Genomic DNA, 19,585 nt, shown 5'->3' with positions numbered 1-19,585 from the left:
CAAAGAAGCGATCGCTTTTTCCCAATCAAACTCTATCAGTTGTAGTGATCTCGAATCAAATTGTTGAAAGAAAGAGCCCTGAAGGGCTCACTACGGTTTAACGGCGTCTTCTGCTGCCACTGCCAGAGGAGGAACGACTGCGGGAACCACTGCCGAAACTGGATTTGCGTTGTTGAGTTGAACCTTTATTCGGGGAGGTGCGTAAATCCGTTGCTCCGAACCCCGAACCCGTTGAACGGCTGGAATTGGGGGAGTTGGGACGGTTGACGGAGGAATTCCGGTTGGAGTTGCGAATATTTCCGGTGGTGCGGAGGGTGGTGCTATTTTTTACCGCCGCTGGGGGGCTATTGTATCGAGTCCGATAGTCGTTGACGGCTTGATTATAATTGGAACCGTAACCGCCATATCCGGTCATCACACCGCCGGGTTGATACATTGGAGGGACATAATAGCGGGGGGCAAATAAGCTATTGGCGATCGCACTTCCGGCGAAAGAGGCGGCAAAGGGTGTCCAGAAACTCGATTCTTGTCGCACGACAACGGTTTGCGGTTGACCCGTGGCGGGGTTGGTTTGAGTTTCGGTAACATTATGAACATATTCAATCCGAAAGTCTTCGGTTAAATACAAAATGGGTTGACCATTGGTAATATTTAAGGTGCTTTTTTCTCCGGCTTTAATTTGTTCATCGCTTAACTGCGCCATTTGCAAATCCGTCGTCCGATAGGTGGCAGATTTCCCCGCCGGAGTATTTAATAACATCAGGGTATACTCCCCATCGACGTCATTATATTGGGCTTGCTGAACCGGATATTTACCCTCCATCACTTGATTTTGGGGCGCCGACGTGGTGCGAGTGGATTGTTGGGGAATCGATGAAGTTGTGGCAGACCCACAGGCAACCGTTGTCCAACAAAACGTTACCGAAATCAACAGAATTAAAATTTTTTTCCACATAAATCCATTCACTTTTGTCAACATTTGTGTCTCCTATTGTAACAAAAAAATCCTCAATTGGTAACTATTTTTTAACTTCCAGATCAACCGATAATATTCCCTAAAGGGGAATCAGTTCGGGAAAGTTCTCTAATAATTGGTCGTTGGTTAATTCATCTCCTAAAACAGCCGGGGAAAAATGCACTTGAATCCCTCGGAGTCGGTGTTGATAATGCAGATTAATTAATGTTTTTAACCCCCGATTCATGGCTTCCAAACTGGCTAAATCAGTTTCTAAATCGGGAACTTCTCCTTCACTAACTATGGTAATCATCACAATTAAATTGTGGGTAATGGGTAAAGATAGGTATGAACTTTCATCTAGGGGTTGAGAAAAATCCGGTTGACTCAAATACCGTTGGCCCGAATCCGTGAACAGTTCGTTAAAGTAGTCCGCCGCCTCGCCCTCACTCCAGACCACATCCCCTTCATTGGAGCCTGAGAGCCAATAGGTGTCATACTGAAGCAGACCTTGGCAGACTTCTACTAAGGCTTCTCCTGTGACTGGTAAATCCCCCTCAGCATCAATCACGTCCCTGGCGGCTTGGTTAAGTATTCCCAGCAGGGGCGCGACCTGATCTCCTCCCAAATGCAGAAACAAACGACTAACGACAAATCGGGTTTTCCCCATCATCCGATTAAAGCGATCGCCTAGAGCAGCCATAATTACATTACTCCTGAATGATTATTGGTATTTAATCAGCATATCGTTTTAAGCTATCCTGTTGTTAGCCATCGGGTTTTGGTTCTAAGTTGGCAATACTCTTTAATATCAATACAGATGAACTCCACTCCTTCTCCAACGGTTTCTCCTCGAGAAAAGCTAAATTTATCAACTAAATTAGCCTTTGGTGCGGGGGATTTAGGCCCGGCAATTACCGCTAATATTTCTGTATTTTTTGTTTTGGTTTTTCTGACTAATGTTGCGGGTTTACCTGCTGGATTAGCCGGAAGTGTATTAATGGTGGGAAAAATTTGGGATGCGATTAATGATCCGATTGTGGGAGTATTAAGTGATCGCACGGTTCATCCTTGGGGAAGACGTTATCCTTGGATGGTTTTTGGTGCAATTCCCTTTGGGATTCTGTTTTTTTTACAGTGGATTGTTCCGAGTAATAATCAATGGTTTTTGTTTGGGTATTATGTGATTATTGGGATTTTATTTAATACCGCTTACACCGCCGTTAATTTACCTTACACTGCCCTAACTCCCGAATTAACATCGGACTATAATGAACGCACCAGTCTCAATAGTTTTCGCTTTTCTTTTTCCATCAGTGGTAGTATTTTCTCCTTGATTTTAGCACAAATTATTTTTAGTTTATTTCCTGATTCTCCCTATCAAAAATATTTAGTTTTAGGGGCAGTTTGTGCGATTCTATCAGTTCTTCCCATATTTTGGTGTTTCTTGGGAACTCGAAAGCGGGTATGGTCGGGAAATTCAGTCGCAGATAGTCAGGATAATTCCGATAGTATTCCCCTGGCAGAACAAATCAAAATTGCCTTGAGTAATCGGCCTTTTTTATTGGTGATTGGAATTTATCTTTGTTCCTGGTTAGGAGTTCAACTCACCGCTTCAATTTTACCTTATTTTGTAGTCAATTGGATGCAGATGCCGGAAGCAGCTTTTCCCCAGGTGGCAATCGCAGTTCAGGGAACCGCTTTAGTGATGTTATTTGTCTGGAGTTCTGTTAGTAAACGCTATGGGAAAAAGTCAGTTTATTTTATGGGAATGGGGGTGTGGATTATTGCCCAAGCGGGTTTGTTTTTCCTCCAACCCGGACAGGTTGGATTAATGTATATTCTGGCAATTTTAGCTGGATGTGGGGTCTCAACGGCCTATTTAGTTCCCTGGTCAATGATTCCTGATGTCATCGATTTAGATGAATTAAATACCGGACAAAGACGAGAAGGAGTCTTCTATTCTTTTATGGTTTTATTGCAAAAAATTGGGTTAGCCGTGGGGTTATTTTTGGTCGGACAAGCCTTAAGTTTTGCTGGATTTCTTTCTACAGTTCCCGGTCAACCCGCCCCCATTCAACCAGACTCAGCCCTGTTAGCCGTCCGGTTTGCTATTGGCCCCTTACCCACCCTTGTTCTCATAATTGGGATGATTTTTACTTTTTTATATCCGATTACAAAAGAGGCTCACACCGATATTTTACTGCGACTGAGCGAGAAAAAACGCACCAAAAATCTCAATTAAAACCCAATTAGAGATATTATAGCAGTCGCCCAGAGACTAATGCTAAAACCGGGCACAGAGAACTCTTTTCCTGTCTGTTCCCCATTCCCCATTCCCCATTCCCCATTCCCCATTCCCCATTCCCTAAATGATTAGATAATGTGGTAATATAATAGACAAGTAATATTAATAATCCGATTCAGTCCTACTGCCCATCACCCACCCCAGTCTAAAATCCATGCAATCGACTTCAAACTGCGATTATTTACAATTATCTCCCGCCGCCCTAGCATTAATGGCAGACTTTTTTAAAGTGTTATCAGAAGTCAGTCGATTACAAATTATTTGCTGCCTAAAATCTGGGGCTAAAAATGTCACCCAAATTATTGAAGCCACCGGGTTAGGACAGGCGAATGTTTCTAAACATTTAAAACTACTAGCCCAGGCAGGAATTGTTACCCGCACCCAACAAGGTGTCAGCGTTTACTATGAAATTGCTAATCCCCTTTTATTTGAAGTTTGTGATTTAGTCTGTGAATCTTTAGTGGTTCAAATGCAGCAACAAAACCAACAGTTAGAACAACTTCGAGCGGTTAAATCTGCTGTTTAGTTTATTTTTTAATCCTTGATTTAACTTAATATTATCATGAATGTTGATGAATTTCTCCGCAGATATGCCGCCGCCGAGCGGAATTTTCCCGATATTGACCTATCTTATGTTGATTTACAAGAAGCGAATTTAGTTAATTTAAACCTAACCCGAGCCAATTTAAGTTATGCCGATTTGCGAGAAGCAAGATTAGGAAAAGCTAAGCTTTCTCAAGCTAATTTATTTCATGCTAACCTCAGTGAAACCATTCTTTGGGGGGCTGATTTAAGCGAAGCGAATTTATATCAAGCTCAGTTACGAGAAGCCGATTTAACCGGAGCAAAACTGATTCACACATCCTTAGAAGAAACTAAACTCATCAAAGCGTGTTTATCGGGATGTAATTTAAAAAATGCCAACCTTTCCCAAGCTATTATTTTTGAAGCTAATTTTCGCCCTAACCAGAATCAACAAACGGATTTAACTGATGCAATTCTAGTGGAAGCTGATTTGAGTTATGCTAATTTTAGTGGAGCAATTTTAGAACAGGCTAACTTTGAAAAAGCTAAACTCTGTCATGCCATTTTTGGAGTTTCAGGGTTAGGGGTTTTAAGCTCTGAACAAAGCTATAAGACTAACCTCAGTGGCGTAAATTTCAAAGATGCCGATTTAAGTTATGCCGATTTTAGTGGAGCGAATTTATCCAGAGCTAATTTACAAGGGGCGGACTTAACTCGGACAATTTTAACCCACGCTAATCTTCATGGGGCGGTGATGCCCGATGGCACAATTCATGATTAATTTATAATTAAAAAACAGGGTTTTATAAATTATTGTAAAACCCTGTTTTTATACAAAAATATTAATGAACTTCCGCCCGTAATGCTTCTGCATCAATAGGTTTAGCTAAATAAATTCTTAGTAAATGCCACAAAGTTGAACAATTTGTGGGCAATTTTAATAGGAATTTAACCCATTTTGGTTTTTCGGTAGCATCAATTTTTTGATTCTTGACATTATTCTCAGAACATTGTTCTAAACGACGGAAAAAGTCTGGGTGTTCTGTATCTAAAACTTCGGGAAATGCTCTTAAAGAAGTTTCATTAGTTTTCCGCACCACATGACGATTATATTCCTTAGCATCTAACCCCAAGGTTTCATAGAAATCTTCTCGTTCATTAACGGTTAAAGTATGGGTAGCAAACACAGTTAACAGGAAAAACCGTGCCCACAGTCTACCTTGCCAACTTTGCCACATATTGGGCTGCGATCGCAATAAAACCTTAAAGAAATCACCATGACGGTTTTCATCCTGACACCAATTTTCAAAATAACGGAATAAAGGATAATATTCATGTTCGGGATGGTTTTCTAAATGACGAAACACCGTAATATAACGCCAATAACCAATTTTTTCCGATAAATAAACCGCGAAAATAATCCACTCGGGTTTAAAGAAAGTATAAGTCCGGTTTTTAGTTAAATAGCCTAAGTCTAACGATAAATTAAAATCTGACATCGCCTTATTAATAAACCCCGCATGACGGGCTTCATCTCTGGCTAATAAATGAAACGCTTCTGATAATAAAGGGTTGCGATTTTTCAGTTGACGTGATAACTCTTTAAATAATAAAAATCCAGAAAATTCAGAAGTACAAGACCGTTCTAAAAAGTCAACAAACGCCAAGCGGGTTTCTCTCATCAATTTGTTCCCAACTTTGGTCAAATTGTTCATCCCGTACAAAATGATGGCGGTTATAGTCCGCCCGCAACTCCTGTAAAACCGCCGAAAATTCCTCCTCACAAGTGGATAAATTGATATTCGCCATCGCGTCAAAGTCCGTTGTGTAGAAGCGAGGGGTCAGCAATGTCTCTTGAACCGGATTTTTAATCCCGGGCCGCAGTCCTTGAGTTTCGGGGTTTTGGATAGTGTTTACCATCGCTGCGATTCCTTAAATATTACTATCTAGTTATTGAACTATATAATTTTTATTTTGTCTAGGGGTTCCCCTAAATTTCCTGCGTTAGTAAAGAATTGTAACAACTATATAACTAACCAGCGATATAGTGATAGATTCATTCGAGTAGGAAAAACCGAACCTCGGGCTTGCTATTTCCCCTGTTTTTAGTCTGAGGAAAAATTTAATCTTAATTCATCTCTAAAATTATGACAAACTTAGCTGAAAAACTCAAAATCGGAACCCAACAATCTCATAGTAATGCCGAACATACCGGATTTATGAGAAACTTTTTATCCGGGGGTATCAGTAGAGAATCTTTTTGTCAACTTCTGAGTAATTTATATTTTGTTTATAGCCAATTAGAAGCAGAATTACAAGCCCATCAAACCCATCCCAATATTAGCAAAATTTATTTCCCCGAACTCAACCGAAAAGCCAATTTAGAGAAAGACTTAAACTTTTATTATGGAGAACATTGGCCAGATAATATTACCGCTTCTCCCGCCGCCCAAGCTTATGTTTCTCGACTTCACGAACTTTCTGCTACCGAACCCACCTTATTAATTGCTCACTCCTATACTCGCTATATGGGTGATTTATCGGGAGGACAAAGTTTGAAAAAAATTGTCCAATCTGTATTTCATTTAGAAGAACATCAAGGAATTTGTTTTTATGAATTCGATCAAATCTTAGATGTCAATGAATTTAAAAATCTCTATCGTCAAAGATTGAATGAATTAGTCCTCAGTGAACAACTCCAAGATCAAATTGTTGCCGAAGCCAATAACGCTTTTGTCCTGAATATTGCTATGTTGCGAGATTTGGGAGAAGCCCCAACTCCAGCTACGGTTTAATTTTGTCTATTTATTATCTACAATTATAACTGATTAGGGAGAACAAATCAATGGTTTTTTCAGTTGCCAATGTGGCGTTTGATTTTGATTTAATTGAAAAATACGGTAATGCAGTTCCTCGTTATACCAGTTATCCACCAGCCACAGAATTAAAAGATGAATTTACCCCTTTAGATTGGGAATTTTCCCTGACTGAATCGAATCGACGCCAATCTCCCTTATCTCTCTATTTCCATATCCCCTTTTGCCAAACAGCTTGCTATTTCTGCGGCTGTAATGTGATTGTTTCTAATAATAAAAATGCAGCTAAAACTTATGTCGAATATTTGTCAAAAGAAATTGAATTCACTTCTGGTTTTATTGATACTCGACGCCCCGTTACCCAACTGCATTGGGGCGGTGGTACGCCGAATTACTTATCCTTAGAACAGGTTGATTATTTATGGGAAACCATTAATAAACAGTTTATCTTTGATGATAAAGCCGAAATTTCCATAGAAATTAATCCCCGATATGTCGATAGAAACTATATCTTTTTCCTGAAACAAATGGGGTTTAATCGGATTAGTTTTGGGATTCAAGACTTTAATCCCCAGGTGCAAGAAGCGGTTAATAGAGTCCAGCCGGAAGCTCTGTTATTTGATGTGATGGATTGGATTAAAGAAGCCGGATTTGAAAGTGTGAATGTGGACTTAATTTATGGCTTACCCTATCAAACTTTGTCTAGCTTTAAAGAAACCATTAAAAAGACCATTAAACTCGATCCCGATCGGATTGCTATTTTTAACTTTGCCTATGTTCCCTGGATGAAACCAGTCCAGAAAAATATTCCCGAATCTGCCCTACCCCAACCCCATGAAAAGTTGGAAATTTGGCAAATGTCAATCCAAGAATTGACCGATAATGGCTATGTTTTTATTGGCATGGATCACTTTGCAAAACCCAATGATGAATTAGCGATCGCCCAACGAAATTCATCCTTAAAACGAAATTTTCAAGGGTATACAACCCAACCGGAAGCCGAACTTTATGGATTTGGGTTAACCTCTATTAGTATGTTAGAAGATACCTATGCTCAAAACCATAAGCGATTAAAAGAGTATTATCAAGCCATTGATCAAGGAATTTTACCCGTAAGTAAAGGGTTTAAATTGAGTAAGGATGATATTCTCAGACGAGATGTGATTATGCAAATTATGTCTAGTTTCTACTTAGATAAATCTCAAATCGAAGCTAAATATCATCTGGATTTTGACACCTACTTTGCCACGGAATTAATCGCCATGCGTCCCTTAATTGCCGATGGTTTAGTTCAGTCCAACCATGATTCCATTGTGGTGACAAACCTAGGCAGACTTTTAGTTAGAAATATTGCCTTTTTATTTGATACCCATACCCTAGCCCAACAGGAACAAAGATTATCAAGGGCGATTTAATTGCCAGATTGTCCAGAATCCAGTAAGGTGGTTTATACCACCTTTATTGTTGAGGATTTTATTGGATCTATGACTTATTTTTGGTTTAAATCCTTTCATATCATTGGAATGGTTGTCTGGTTTGCGGGTTTATTTTATCTGGTGAGATTATTTGTTTATCACGCCGAGGCGGAAGAAAAACCTGAACCAGCCCGCAGCATTTTAAAAGAACAATATGAATTGATGGAAAAGCGTCTTTATGGGATTATCACAACCCCAGGAATGGTGGTGACGGTGGTAATGGCGATCGCCCTTTTAATTACACAACCCAGCCTGTTACAAGATATGTGGCTGCATATTAAATTAGGATTAGTTGCGGTTTTAGTCGCCTATCATTTTTATTGTGGTCGGATTATGCGACAATTAGCTACCCATAAGGTGATGTTCACCAGTCAACAATTCCGCAGTTTAAATGAAGTACCAACGGTGCTTTTATTGGTGATTGTTTTACTAGCAGTATTCAAAAATAATTTACCCATCAATACAGCTATTGCTGTGACGGGTAGTTTTATTGTAGGGATGATTGTGTTCTTCCAACTCTATGCCCTCCATCGACAAAAAAACGCCCAGCAAGTGGTTAGTCAGTAAGCCAATATAGCAATCCTAAATAGCATAGCGCTACGCGCAAGGGAACACCGGAACAGGGAACAGGGAACAGAATTGAAAGGGTTTCAGGGTTTAAAAATGTCCTAACCGTAATGCGTAGTGCTATATATCGTAGGGGTTGGGTCTTCCAACCCTCTTATGGATCTTTCATTCCCCTATAAAAATACAAAATCCTGAACACAAGACAAATCCTTGCATTCAGGACTAATTTGTTTTATAGTATTTTATAGCAGTTTCCAGAAAGGTTAGCACAAGGACTGATCTCGCAAACCTGACGTTACCTGTTGCCTGCTATTACCGATTATTCGGCGGCGGTTGCTAACCCTTCCGTTGCGCCCTTTGTCCGGCGACGAGTTAAGGTATTAAACAACATTTGACCAATAGCTTTGACTAAATTCCCTTCTAATTCATTGAACATTTTCATGTTCATCCCAAAGGCATCATTGGCTTCATCGACAATGCGAGTTGCCATTTCTTGGTCAATATCAACGCTATCCATTTGTTGACGATAATTGACCTTAAATGCTTTTTCGTCGGGAATATCATTAAACTCGTAAAACTGAGTTCCTTGTCCATCCTGTAAGTTCATCGCGTTTTGAGCAATTCCCTTGAGAATTTGCCCCCCGGACAAATCCCCTAAATAGCGAGTATAGAGATGGGCAATTAACAATTCGGGTTCAGAATTAGAGATTTCTCGAATTCGAGCAACATAGGCTTTTGTGGCTTCAGAAGGTTGTACTTCTTCTTTCCAATTTGCACCATGATAAAAGCATAAATCCTGCTCTAAACTTTGTTTGCGATTCAGTTCAGGAAAATACAATTTAGATAAAATTGGATGGTTACGGTGGCGCTCCATTTCTTCTTCCATTGCGGAGTAGACAAAATAGAGATTTCCTGCCAATTTTCGGTAAGACGTCTTTTCTACTGTACCCTTTAAAAAGCACTTAATAAAACCAACGTTTTCCGCCATTGTGTGAGACTTCTTTGTGCCTTCTCGCAGTTGGGTTGCTAAGTTAACGCTCATACTAAAGTTTTAATCCCAAAGCTAAATTCAACAATAGGCGTCTTGCTAATCACAGCACCAAGAAAAACCGCCTAATTCCTGATACTAAACTAATTTCATGAGAAATGGTGTTAAGAATTGTCACATCCACCCCTGACACCAATCGGCTAGTTATATTTACAACCTCTTTGTGTCTGGGTGTCTGGGTGTTTAAATTAATCTTGACCCCTCACCTACAATCTAATTAAACTCACAGCTATTTTACCCCGAAAACACACCTCTACATCCGTTCCGACTTCGTAGGTGCGATCGCTATAACTTCCGTAATAATGAAAATAATCCCCTTCCATCCTATAATTAATCGGCAAAGATTGAATTCCTAATTTACAAAATACCAGATCTGGCTCAGGATCTTCCGGTTCCAAGTCGGGAAAATTAACATTCCAAAAACACCCCCGTTGCGGAGGATGCTGCATTAATTCATTTAACACTAAATTTGCCCAACGGGTTGCCCTTTTCCAATTCACGGGTTTTCCTTTTTTGCGATATTGCGATAAAGCTATCCCCGGAATTCCCTGAATTGCCGCCTCCCTCACCGCCGCCACCGTCCCGGAAATATACACATCAACCCCCATATTTCCCCCCGGATTAATTCCCGAAATCACCCAACTTAAATCAGGACAAAGATGGGATACTGCTAACCGAATACAATCGGCGGGAGTTCCCCCGATCGCATATTCTATTTCCGAACGTTTTTCAACATGAATGCCTTGATTAGTTGTGACTTGATGTCCACATTGAGAATATTCTTTTTGGGGAGCAATCAAAAATTTTTCCCCAGAAATTGCCTTCCCTAATGCTTTAATTCCTGGTGCATCAATACCATCATCATTTGTTAATACTATTTTCATTTTTTAAGGGAATAGGGAACACGGATTTAAGAGGATTTCACGGATTTCACGGATTTTAATCTGTGTTAATCTGCGTAATCCGTTTAAATCTGCGATAGGTAATGAGAACTAGGTTAAAATACTGCCTCCCATAATCTTAATATAACGACGATTTAATTCATCTCGCATTAAAGGTAAACCCTGTAACTTTGGATCTTTTTCTAATACATTTTGGGCAGCATCCCTAGCCAATTGTAACACCTCCTGATCCTCAACTAAACTGGCTAAAGCAAAATCCGGTAAACCTGACTGACGAGTGCCTAAAACCTGTCCTGGCCCCCGCAATTGTAAATCCATTTCGGCAATCAAAAACCCATCCTGAGATTGTTCCAAAACCTGTAACCGTTGTCGCGCTTCCGGGGTAGAACCTCCTAACATTAATAAACAATAGGATTTATCCTTTCCTCGACCGACCCGTCCCCGTAATTGATGCACTTGAGATAATCCAAACCGCTCGGCATTTTCAATTAACATCACCGTGGCATTCGGAACATCCACCCCCACTTCCACCACCGTTGTTGATACCAGAATCTGAGTTTCTTGATCTCGAAATAGAGTAATCGCTTCATCTTTTTCCGCACTACTCATCCGACCATGGAGCAACCCAATTTTAAACTCGGGAAAAATCTTAGACTGTAATTTTTGATGTTCCTCCACCGCCGATTTAACATCTAATTTTTCTGATTCTTCAATTAGGGGTAACACCACATAAACCTGTCTACCTTTGGCTACCTCCCGTTGAATTAAATCATAGGCATCCCGTCGTTGTTTTCCGGTTAAAATAGTGGTTTGAATGGGTTGGCGACCGGGGGGAAGTTCATCAATTTGACTCACATCTAAATCCCCATGTAAGGTTAGGGCTAAGGTGCGGGGAATGGGAGTGGCGGTCATCGTTAAAACATGGGGAGATTCGCCTTTTTGTTGTAATCTAGCCCGTTGTTGAACCCCAAATCGATGTTGTTCATCTATCACCACCAATCCCAAACGATGAAAATTTACCTTATCTTGAATTAAGGCATGGGTTCCGACTAAAACTGGCAATTCTCCCGTTTCTAAATGGGCATGAATTTGACGCCGTTTTCCCACTTTCGTTGAACCCGTTAATAATTCTACAGGCAGGTGCATTAAATTAAACCAACTGACTAATTTTCGATAATGTTGTTCGGCTAAAACTTCCGTTGGCGCCATTAAAGCGGCTTGATATCCGGCTTGAATTGCCGCTAACATTGCCACCACCGCCACCACGGTTTTTCCGGCTCCCACATCTCCTTGTACTAATCGATTCATCGGTTCAGGGGAATATAAATCTTGGAGAATTTCTTGAATTACCCGATTTTGAGCATTGGTTAATTGAAAGGGTAACATCTGATGAAATTCATCAATTAATTTTCCCTTGGGTGCTAAAATCGCGCTGGTTTCAACCTGTTTCTGCTGTTGTCTTCGGGTTAATAATCCTAACTGTAAATAGAAAAATTCATCAAAGACTAACCGCCGTCTCGCCGCCGATAAACAATCTCGGTCTGGGGGAAAATGGATATTCTCAATGGCATTAGTTAACCCAATTAATTGATATTGATTTAATACTTCTTGGGGTAACGCTTCTGCCAATTGTTTCGCCGCAGGTAAAGCCGCAATTACCGCTTTTCTCACCACATCCGCCCCGATGCCATCTGCTAACGGATACACGGGCAAAAGTCGCCCAATTTTCATTGATTCAATTTGACCCTCGGCATCATCTAAAACCTCTAATTCCGGGTTATCTAAGGTAATCCCATATTGATTTTTTTTGACTAAACCCGATGCGGCAATTAACGCCCCGGTCGCATAATTATTTTTTTGTTGATGTTGCCAACCTTTACTACTATATCGATTTCCGGCATAAAATCGACTAATTTTAAGCTGTCCGGTATTATCGCTTAATACTAATTCTAATATGGTTAATTTTTTATTGCGCGGACTACTAAAACAACTACACCGTTTTACCTGAGCAATTAGGGTTACGGTTTCCCCAGGTTCGAGTTCTTTGATTTTTACCTGTCGGGCGTAGTCAATATGATCCCTCGGATAATAATAGAGTAAATCAAATACGGTTAAAATTCCTAATTTAGCGATGCGATCGCTATTTCTCGGCCCGATAATTTTTTCTAAGGATTGTTCTAAGGAAATCTCAACACTTTTGCCTTTTTCCGCCATTCCAGCACTACGAGCCTGGGGGTTTCGATTTTGTTCTTTTTCCCGAATTTCCGATACCTGATTCCGACAATCAAATAACCGTTGTAATTGCAGTAAAAAACGTCTCGTATCTGCAATTAAATGTTGTCGGTCTTCTACGGCTAATTCAGGATAGCGTAAAAACTCCTCCGCCAAATCTTGACACCGTTGCTGAGTCTCCGGCGGTGCATTTTCAAACAATTCTTTTAAACTCACATAAAAAAATTCATGGAACTGATATTGACTCCCCTGTAAATTCGTAAAACCCCGTTCTGCTTCCACGCACAACGCTTTACTAAATCTCCACCAGTCCGGTTGATAAGATTTCATCTTAATCTCAGTTCCTAATTACCCTGTCTTTGTGACTCACCACAGCCTATTATAATATATTGTATTGTCAGCAGAACAGAGATTTTCTTTGCTTTTCTTTAACCTCTCTACTCGGCTTTTTAATAATAGGAATTAACGCCAATTTCAGGGGGGTTGACAATAACAAATCCATTTTGCTATAATTTTAGCAAATGCTAGTGGCAGTTTTTTGGGTTTACACTTGATTTTTTAGGCAATAAATCTTAGAACCCTTTATCCATAGCATTACAGACTTTTCTAATTTCCCTACTCCTCAATTTTCGGAAAAAATCAAGGCAAATTTTAAACAAGGTTGACACGAATAATTTTCGGGTGCTATAATTTGAGTAGATGCTACTGGGGGTCTTTCGTCCCTACTCTTGATTTTTTAGTCAATTAAAACCCCTAAAACCTTAACCCACAAGTATTACAACCCTTTTTAATCCTCATACCAACTGGCTCGCCAAGCGGCTTCTGCCTGAAGTATAGCCCTCTCGCGTAACTTTTTTTGATAGTCCCGACGGATACCACTCAACTGTCCCGATAAATGGCGGAGTTGGTGGCGTCGCGCCATCACATTAGCATCCGCAAACTCAATTTCCCCCAGGCGCAAATGAATAGCCGTTAACTTGGTCATCATAGAGGTTTGGGACTCGTCATCATCCTCCGTCTCAATCATGATCTGGAGCAAATTCGCTGGCCCAGCCACCATATCACTCGACGCTTGAGCTTTAGAAGCCACTTCCAAAATCGCTTCCGGTAATTTTTTCGGTAACAGTCCAAACCGTTGTAACAGCAAGTTAGCATCCTTAGATAGCAATTTTAACAGCCGCACAATTTCGGTTTCAATCCCTTCTTGCCAAGCCAATAAATCCAACGGTTGTGGAGTCCGAGAAACCTGCAAATTTTCCTCGGGCTGTGCCTCCCCCGGCTCAGAGGTAAAATCCTCCTCCTCTCCATCTACAAGTTCAAACGAAACTAGAATGTGCAGAGAATCGCACAAATCCGTCTGCATTTGTCGGGCTAAATTTCTTAGCTCCTGTTGTAATTTTTGTCGTTGTGAAACCGATAACTCTAAAAATGCTTGAGGATAGGTTTGAGTACAGAGATGATAACTCGCCAAAATTAATTGTTGACGTACCCCTTGCCCCAGGGCTACCAAATAGACTTCATAAGCCTGATGAAACTCTTGGGCAATTTTAGCGATCGCTTCTTCCAAAGCAGCGATATCCTGATCAACGCGATTTATTGATCCAGCCATAAAGGAATTACGAATTACGAATTACGAATTAATGAACTCCGATCATAATTAAATTCCTATCAGATCGGAGTTCCAACTATCAATTAACTTCAGAAGTAACCTAGGCTTTACCCATTTGTTCAGCCACTTCATCCGCAAAATTCTTTTCTTCCTTCTCTAACCCTTCGCCCAAAACAAAACGAGCAAAGCGACGAATTTTAATGTTTTCTCCTAACAGAGCAATACTTTGTTTTACCAACTCCGCCACCGTAATATCTTGATTGCGAATGTAAGGTTGATCAACTAAAGATAGCTCTTGAAGACGCTTATCAATTCGTCCTTGAACAATTTTTTCCTTAATATTATCAGGTTTATTTCCTAAATCATCCCGCTTCATTTCAATCTCTTTTTCCTTAGCGGTAATGCTGGGGGGAATATCATCAATAGAAACATATTCCACATTAGGACAAGCTGCAATTTGCATTGCAATATTATTCACTAATGCCTTAAATTCCTCCCGACGCGCCACAAAGTCTGTTTCGCAGTTGACTTCCACCATCACTCCAACCCGTCCGCCAGTGTGAATATAACTTCCCACCAAGCCTTCGGTAGCGCTGCGAGAGGTCTTTTTATCCGCAGAACTAATTCCCTTTTGACGCAACCATTCTATGGACTTAGTGATATCCCCATCATTTTCAATCAGGGCTTTTTTACAGTCCATCATCCCCGCGCCCGTTTTATCGCGCAGTTCCTTCACAACTTTTGCTGAGATTTCCGCCATCTTTTCCTCAGATTTATTCTAGGTTTGCTACAGCTATCATCCATCTGTTAACCACCAGTATAACAAATGAATAAGAGCGTTTTTCCAGATTAATATTCCAGGAGTCCCGAGGGATTATTCAGCTTCAAACCGCCCCAAAAAAGACTCCTGAGAACTTGCTTTAGGTTTTATTCTTCCGACTCCGAATCAGAATCTAAATCGCCGATATCTTCAACTTCTTCATCGTCTTCATAATCGGCTTCGTAATCTTCAAAGTCTTCGGGCGCTTCTGCACCTTGACCATGACGTCCTTCATAAATTGCATCGGCTAACTTACCGACGATCAACTTAATTGAACGAATAGCATCATCATTAGCAGGAATATGAATATCTGCCAAATCAGGATCACAATTAGTATCTAATAAAGACACAATGGGAATATCTAATTTCCGACATTCCATCACCGCATTATATTCCCGGCGTTGGTCAACTAAAATCACCACATCAGGAACACGACGCATGGCTTTAATTCCACCTAAATACTTCCGTAATTTCGTCAATTCTCGACGTAAAACCGAAGCTTCTTTTTTAGGAAGATAATCAAAATAACCACTGGACTCGCGGTCTTCCAAAGTTTTCAGACGGTCAACCCGGGTTTTAATCGTCGCCCAGTTGGTCAGCATTCCCCCCAACCAACGTTGGTTGACATAATATCCCCCGCAACGGGCGGCTTCGCTGGCGATAATTCCAGCAGCTTGACGTTTAGTACCGACAAACAGAAACTTCTTCCCATCTTCAGAGGAACTTCTGACATAATCATAGGCCTCCTCCATTAGTTCTGCGGTTTGAACTAAATCAATAATATGAACCCCGTTACGCTCCGTGTAGATATAGGGAGACATTTTTGGATTCCAACGGCGGGTCTGATGTCCAAAGTGAACTCCAGACTCCAGCATTTCTGCCAAACTAATAACGCCCATTCTTTATAACTCCTAATTCGGGTTAATCCTCCATCCAGGCGTATCAGCTAAGGGTTTTAACCCTAGAAACACCCGAATCCCTGGATGTGTGATTTTTAGACAACCTTTCCAATATACCATATCGTGAGGATTTTGAATCAAAGAATTAAAAGATCACGGGAATTTGTCAGTAATTAATTACTATTCCAAATTAGTTCTAAACGGGCTTGAGCTTCTTTGAGTGCTTCCTCAGCAGAAGATTTACCTAGTAATGTGGACTCAATGGCTCGACCCAAACTATTAGATAAACGATTATATCCAGCAATAATGGGTCGAGCGCGGGCTACAGGCATTTGGTCTACAAACACTTTTAACCAAGGTTGGGAGTTGAGGAATTGTTGATAGGCCGGACTTTGAACAGAATTAATATTAACGGGTAAAAAACCAGTACCTACAGCCCATTCTGTTTGAAATTCTTCACTTAAAACAAATTCTAAAAACCTCAGTGCTGCCTTCTCTCTTTCTGGCTTAGTCTTCATCACATAAAGATTTCCACCCCCAATCACCGTAGCTTTCTTAATATTAGCAGGGATAGGAAATACTTGATAATCAACATTAGATTTAGTAATATAAGTCCAGGGGCCAGTGATTTGCATTGCCACACGACCCGCCAGAAAATTATCCTCCTCATAACCCCGTTCTGGACTAGAAAGAATGGCTGAACCATCTTTAATTAAGTCTTGCCAGAATTTTAAAGCGGTAATAGCTCCAGCATTTGTTAAATTGGGATAGCCATTTGTGACTATTTCACCGGGGGCACTTAATAAAAACGGAAACCAACTAAAAACAGTCCATTCTCCTTTACCTAAAGGCAGTAATATTCCATGTTGTTCGGGTAGTTGATCGCCATTTTTATCGATTGTCAATTTTTTAGCAACTTGGCGTAATTCTTCCCAATTTTTCGGGGTTTCTTTTATTCCCGCAGCTTCAAAAAGTGTAGGACGATAAAAAATAGCCAGATTACTTGTAGAAAGAGGAATTGACCACAAGTGACCATCTAATTTTAATTCCTCCAATGTGTTAGGAATAATTTCAGATTTCCCGGGTAATTGGTCAAACCATTCTTCTAGGGGAACAATTGCGCCCAATTCGACAAACTGACCCGTAAGTTGAGGATAAAATGATAGAATATCTGGAGAGGCATTACCAACGACAGCCGTTAATACTTTTGGTAATCCTTCTGCGTAAATAGATTCTACCTGAATATCAGTATGTTTTTGATTGAATTTTTCTACCAATCTTTCAAAAACATCGCGGTTTTTAGGGGGATTAATTGATTGCCATAGTGTCAGATGAATTACCCCGTTATTTTTATTTACATATTCTTGACAGCCAGATAAAAAAGTAATACAAAATAAAAGTATAATAGCCGAAATCAAAAGCCGCTTCCAGATATAAAGCATTTCCTGTTGCACAATAGATAACTCCTCTATTTTTCATATAAAAACCTTTGAAAATGGTAAAATTCGTTGATTTATGTTATTAGCTTTTAGCTAATTTGGCAAAAAAAGTATTAATTTTCATGTAAATAAATATTTGCTAAAACACTCTTAGTAATACTTGTTTCTGCTCTTGTGTAAATATAGGTTTCTGGTTTGGTAATGTTTTGAGTTTTGAATACTTTTTCTGCTCGTTGCCAAAAATCTGTATCTTCACCATAGGCGATATTATCAAATCCTTTTAATTCAAAAAATACTTGACGTTTACCAAAAAAGGTAGGGCCTAAAACACATTCTTTTAAATTAATGGTTTTCCCAGGTTTATAATAATCAGCTACTATAATATCTTCCTCAGAAAAAAATCCGCCTTGTATTAAATCAATTTCAGGATGAGATTTTAGATAATTAAAACGAGATTCTATATGATGAGGGGCATAGGTATCATCACTATCTAAAAATGTAATATAGGAGCTAAATGAGGCTTGAATACCGACATTTTTAGAGTAGGCTAACTTGCGATTTTTATGTTTCAAATAACGGATATTTTGAGTGTTTTGTAAATAGGGGTTGACAATTTCAAAAGTCTGATCATTGCTGCCATCATCGACAACTAGCAATTCCCAATTTTTAAAAGTTTGACCGATAACACTATCAATACATTGACTTAAATATTGGGCTCGATTGTATGTACATAAAATGATGCTAACTTCGGGTTGGATATCAAAATTAATCGGACTCATGGCAATTGATAAAGAGTTATAAAAAGTGAATTTTATTTCTGGGCTACGATACAGGTAGCCACAGGATAATCTGGATGATAGGCGTCTAATTCTGCGGTTGTTAGTTCTTCAGTGGCGATGCCATGATAACTAGCAATAACAGTAATAGGATTACCATAAATATAGAGCTTTTGGTGAGAAAAATTTCTAAACATCCAAGCAAAAGCATCGGGTAATGGCCGCCAATAGTCCATGGGTGTAGCATGGAGTCTGATAGAACTAGGAACCATGGCAAAACATTTACCCCCTGGTTTTAACCAAGTATAAATATTTTCTACTACTTGCCAAGGTGCGTAACAATGTTCGAGAACATTAAAAATTACGATGGAATCAAAGGATTCCGGTTTAATTATAGATGGATCGTGAGCATCACCGACTATATCTATTCCCAAACCGGGTTCTATATTCATAATTTGATAGGATGTACCCGGATTAACTTCATAGAAATCCTTATCTTTTGGTATTCCTCCTATTTCTAAAATATTCCCAGAAATTTGCGTTTGAATTTCCTGTAAATATTTGCTGAGATAATATCTATCTACGGGTGTACCTCTAGTTAAACCAAAGGCTTGACAAATAGGAACAGCTTTTTTTAAATCACCCCAATCTATAGAATTTGTAGCAGGAGATAGCAACCCAAGTTTTTCTAAATGTTCTACTACCTTGCGAAATTCTTCTATATTTTCAATAGATTCTAAATCATCTTTTAATTGATAGTTAAAAAATAATTGTGTCAGAACTTGGTAATTTTCTTGACTAATATCGCCAAGTTCAAATAACATTTCTTTTTCAATAAAGCTGCGAAATCCTTTACCAAAAATTGTAATTTTTCCATCGGCTAAAAATACTATGGCATTTTCAATCAGATGTTGATATTGCTCTAGCTCCTCCATCTTTTCCAGGACTGAAGCTGATTTAATTTGTTCAAAGATTAGGTAAGCTTTTTCTAAAGAATGTTCGTGAACAAATATTTCTAATATTGTTAACCAGGATTTGTTAGTAATAATTTCTGCTGTGCGTTGACTCCAAGCAAAAATAGCATACAGTTGGGAATCTTCGATTTTTAAAAAAGCATTACTTACATAGGTTTTAATCATTGAATTTTTTCTCATTTAAAAAGTAAATTGTACTGAATTTGCAACCAAAGCTAAAGTTATCATGGTAAAGTAATA

Annotated in this window: 17 protein-coding genes and 1 pseudogene; 6 read left to right on the top strand and 12 right to left on the bottom strand. The window is 39.5% G+C overall.

Annotated elements, in window-relative coordinates; translation table 11 throughout:
* Nucleotides 1–97 precede the first annotated feature (97 nt).
* Nucleotides 98–979, bottom strand: a complete 882-nt coding sequence (locus AC2D3N_RS10535) for a hypothetical protein (protein ID WP_484693568.1) — start codon at nt 977–979, stop codon at nt 98–100.
* A 76-nt stretch (nt 980–1,055) separates the two neighbouring features.
* Nucleotides 1,056–1,658: a DUF1517 domain-containing protein gene (locus tag AC2D3N_RS10530; RefSeq protein ID WP_484693567.1), complete on the bottom strand. Its 603-nt coding sequence runs from the start codon at nt 1,656–1,658 to the stop codon at nt 1,056–1,058.
* A 117-nt stretch (nt 1,659–1,775) separates the two neighbouring features.
* Between AC2D3N_RS10530 and AC2D3N_RS10525 the strand changes: the two genes are divergently transcribed.
* The 3 genes from AC2D3N_RS10525 to hetL all read left to right on the top strand — a co-directional run bounded on the left by AC2D3N_RS10525 (nt 1,776) and on the right by hetL (nt 4,569).
* Nucleotides 1,776–3,200, top strand: a complete 1,425-nt coding sequence (locus tag AC2D3N_RS10525) for an MFS transporter (RefSeq protein ID WP_484693566.1) — start codon at nt 1,776–1,778, stop codon at nt 3,198–3,200.
* A gap of 217 nt (nt 3,201–3,417) precedes the next feature.
* Nucleotides 3,418–3,789 carry an ArsR/SmtB family transcription factor gene (locus tag AC2D3N_RS10520; RefSeq protein ID WP_234996689.1) on the top strand — a complete coding sequence of 124 codons (372 nt, stop codon included), beginning with the start codon at nt 3,418–3,420 and terminating at the stop codon, nt 3,787–3,789.
* A 36-nt stretch (nt 3,790–3,825) separates the two neighbouring features.
* Nucleotides 3,826–4,569, top strand: a complete 744-nt coding sequence (gene hetL / locus AC2D3N_RS10515) for a heterocyst differentiation pentapeptide repeat protein HetL (RefSeq protein WP_079679278.1) — start codon at nt 3,826–3,828, stop codon at nt 4,567–4,569.
* A 61-nt stretch (nt 4,570–4,630) separates the two neighbouring features.
* Here the strand turns inward: hetL and acsF are convergent.
* Nucleotides 4,631–5,708: pseudogene (gene acsF, locus AC2D3N_RS10510) on the bottom strand (magnesium-protoporphyrin IX monomethyl ester (oxidative) cyclase).
* 227 nt (nt 5,709–5,935) lie between these two features.
* Here acsF and AC2D3N_RS10505 point away from each other — a divergent pair.
* The 3 genes from AC2D3N_RS10505 to hemJ are packed head-to-tail and all read left to right on the top strand — an operon-like array spanning nt 5,936 to nt 8,646.
* Entirely contained in the window at nt 5,936–6,583 is a 648-nt protein-coding gene (locus AC2D3N_RS10505; RefSeq protein WP_079679282.1) for a biliverdin-producing heme oxygenase, read from the top strand.
* Nucleotides 6,584–6,633: 50 nt separating this feature from the next.
* Entirely contained in the window at nt 6,634–8,019 is a 1,386-nt protein-coding gene (gene hemN, locus AC2D3N_RS10500) for an oxygen-independent coproporphyrinogen III oxidase (protein WP_484693565.1), read from the top strand.
* A complete protein-coding gene (gene hemJ / locus AC2D3N_RS10495) occupies nt 8,020–8,646 on the top strand; it encodes a protoporphyrinogen oxidase HemJ (protein WP_339394361.1) in 627 nt (208 codons plus the stop codon).
* Nucleotides 8,647–8,965: 319 nt separating this feature from the next.
* Here the strand turns inward: hemJ and AC2D3N_RS10490 are convergent, their stop codons facing one another.
* The 9 genes from AC2D3N_RS10490 to AC2D3N_RS10450 form a co-directional block, all read right to left on the bottom strand.
* Nucleotides 8,966–9,688, bottom strand: a complete 723-nt coding sequence (locus AC2D3N_RS10490) for a biliverdin-producing heme oxygenase (RefSeq protein WP_079679286.1) — start codon at nt 9,686–9,688, stop codon at nt 8,966–8,968.
* Between the two features lie 212 nt (nt 9,689–9,900).
* Nucleotides 9,901–10,578: a 5'/3'-nucleotidase SurE gene (surE, locus tag AC2D3N_RS10485; RefSeq protein ID WP_484693564.1), complete on the bottom strand. Its 678-nt coding sequence runs from the start codon at nt 10,576–10,578 to the stop codon at nt 9,901–9,903.
* 108 nt (nt 10,579–10,686) lie between these two features.
* Nucleotides 10,687–13,158, bottom strand: a complete 2,472-nt coding sequence (gene recG, locus AC2D3N_RS10480) for an ATP-dependent DNA helicase RecG (RefSeq protein ID WP_484693563.1) — start codon at nt 13,156–13,158, stop codon at nt 10,687–10,689.
* Between the two features lie 457 nt (nt 13,159–13,615).
* Complete coding sequence (locus AC2D3N_RS10475) at nt 13,616–14,437, bottom strand: hypothetical protein (RefSeq protein WP_484693562.1); 822 nt, start codon at nt 14,435–14,437, stop codon at nt 13,616–13,618.
* A gap of 100 nt (nt 14,438–14,537) precedes the next feature.
* Nucleotides 14,538–15,197, bottom strand: coding sequence for a translation elongation factor Ts (gene tsf / locus AC2D3N_RS10470; RefSeq protein WP_079679293.1), 660 nt, complete (start codon nt 15,195–15,197; stop codon nt 14,538–14,540).
* A gap of 167 nt (nt 15,198–15,364) precedes the next feature.
* The gene (gene rpsB, locus AC2D3N_RS10465) at nt 15,365–16,156 is read right to left on the bottom strand and encodes a 30S ribosomal protein S2 (protein ID WP_484693561.1); all 792 of its coding nucleotides are present in this window, start codon (nt 16,154–16,156) and stop codon (nt 15,365–15,367) included.
* A gap of 173 nt (nt 16,157–16,329) precedes the next feature.
* The gene (locus AC2D3N_RS10460) at nt 16,330–17,610 is read right to left on the bottom strand and encodes an ABC transporter substrate-binding protein (protein ID WP_484693560.1); all 1,281 of its coding nucleotides are present in this window, start codon (nt 17,608–17,610) and stop codon (nt 16,330–16,332) included.
* A 98-nt stretch (nt 17,611–17,708) separates the two neighbouring features.
* Entirely contained in the window at nt 17,709–18,374 is a 666-nt protein-coding gene (locus AC2D3N_RS10455) for a glycosyltransferase family 2 protein (RefSeq protein ID WP_079679297.1), read from the bottom strand.
* Nucleotides 18,375–18,406: 32 nt separating this feature from the next.
* Nucleotides 18,407–19,510, bottom strand: coding sequence for a methyltransferase domain-containing protein (locus tag AC2D3N_RS10450; RefSeq protein WP_484693559.1), 1,104 nt, complete (start codon nt 19,508–19,510; stop codon nt 18,407–18,409).
* Nucleotides 19,511–19,585: the final 75 nt, after the last annotated feature.

It is taken from the genome of Planktothrix sp. PLAVEN19ND (assembly GCF_057220675.1).
This window is presented reverse-complemented; position numbering and strand designations above follow the sequence as displayed.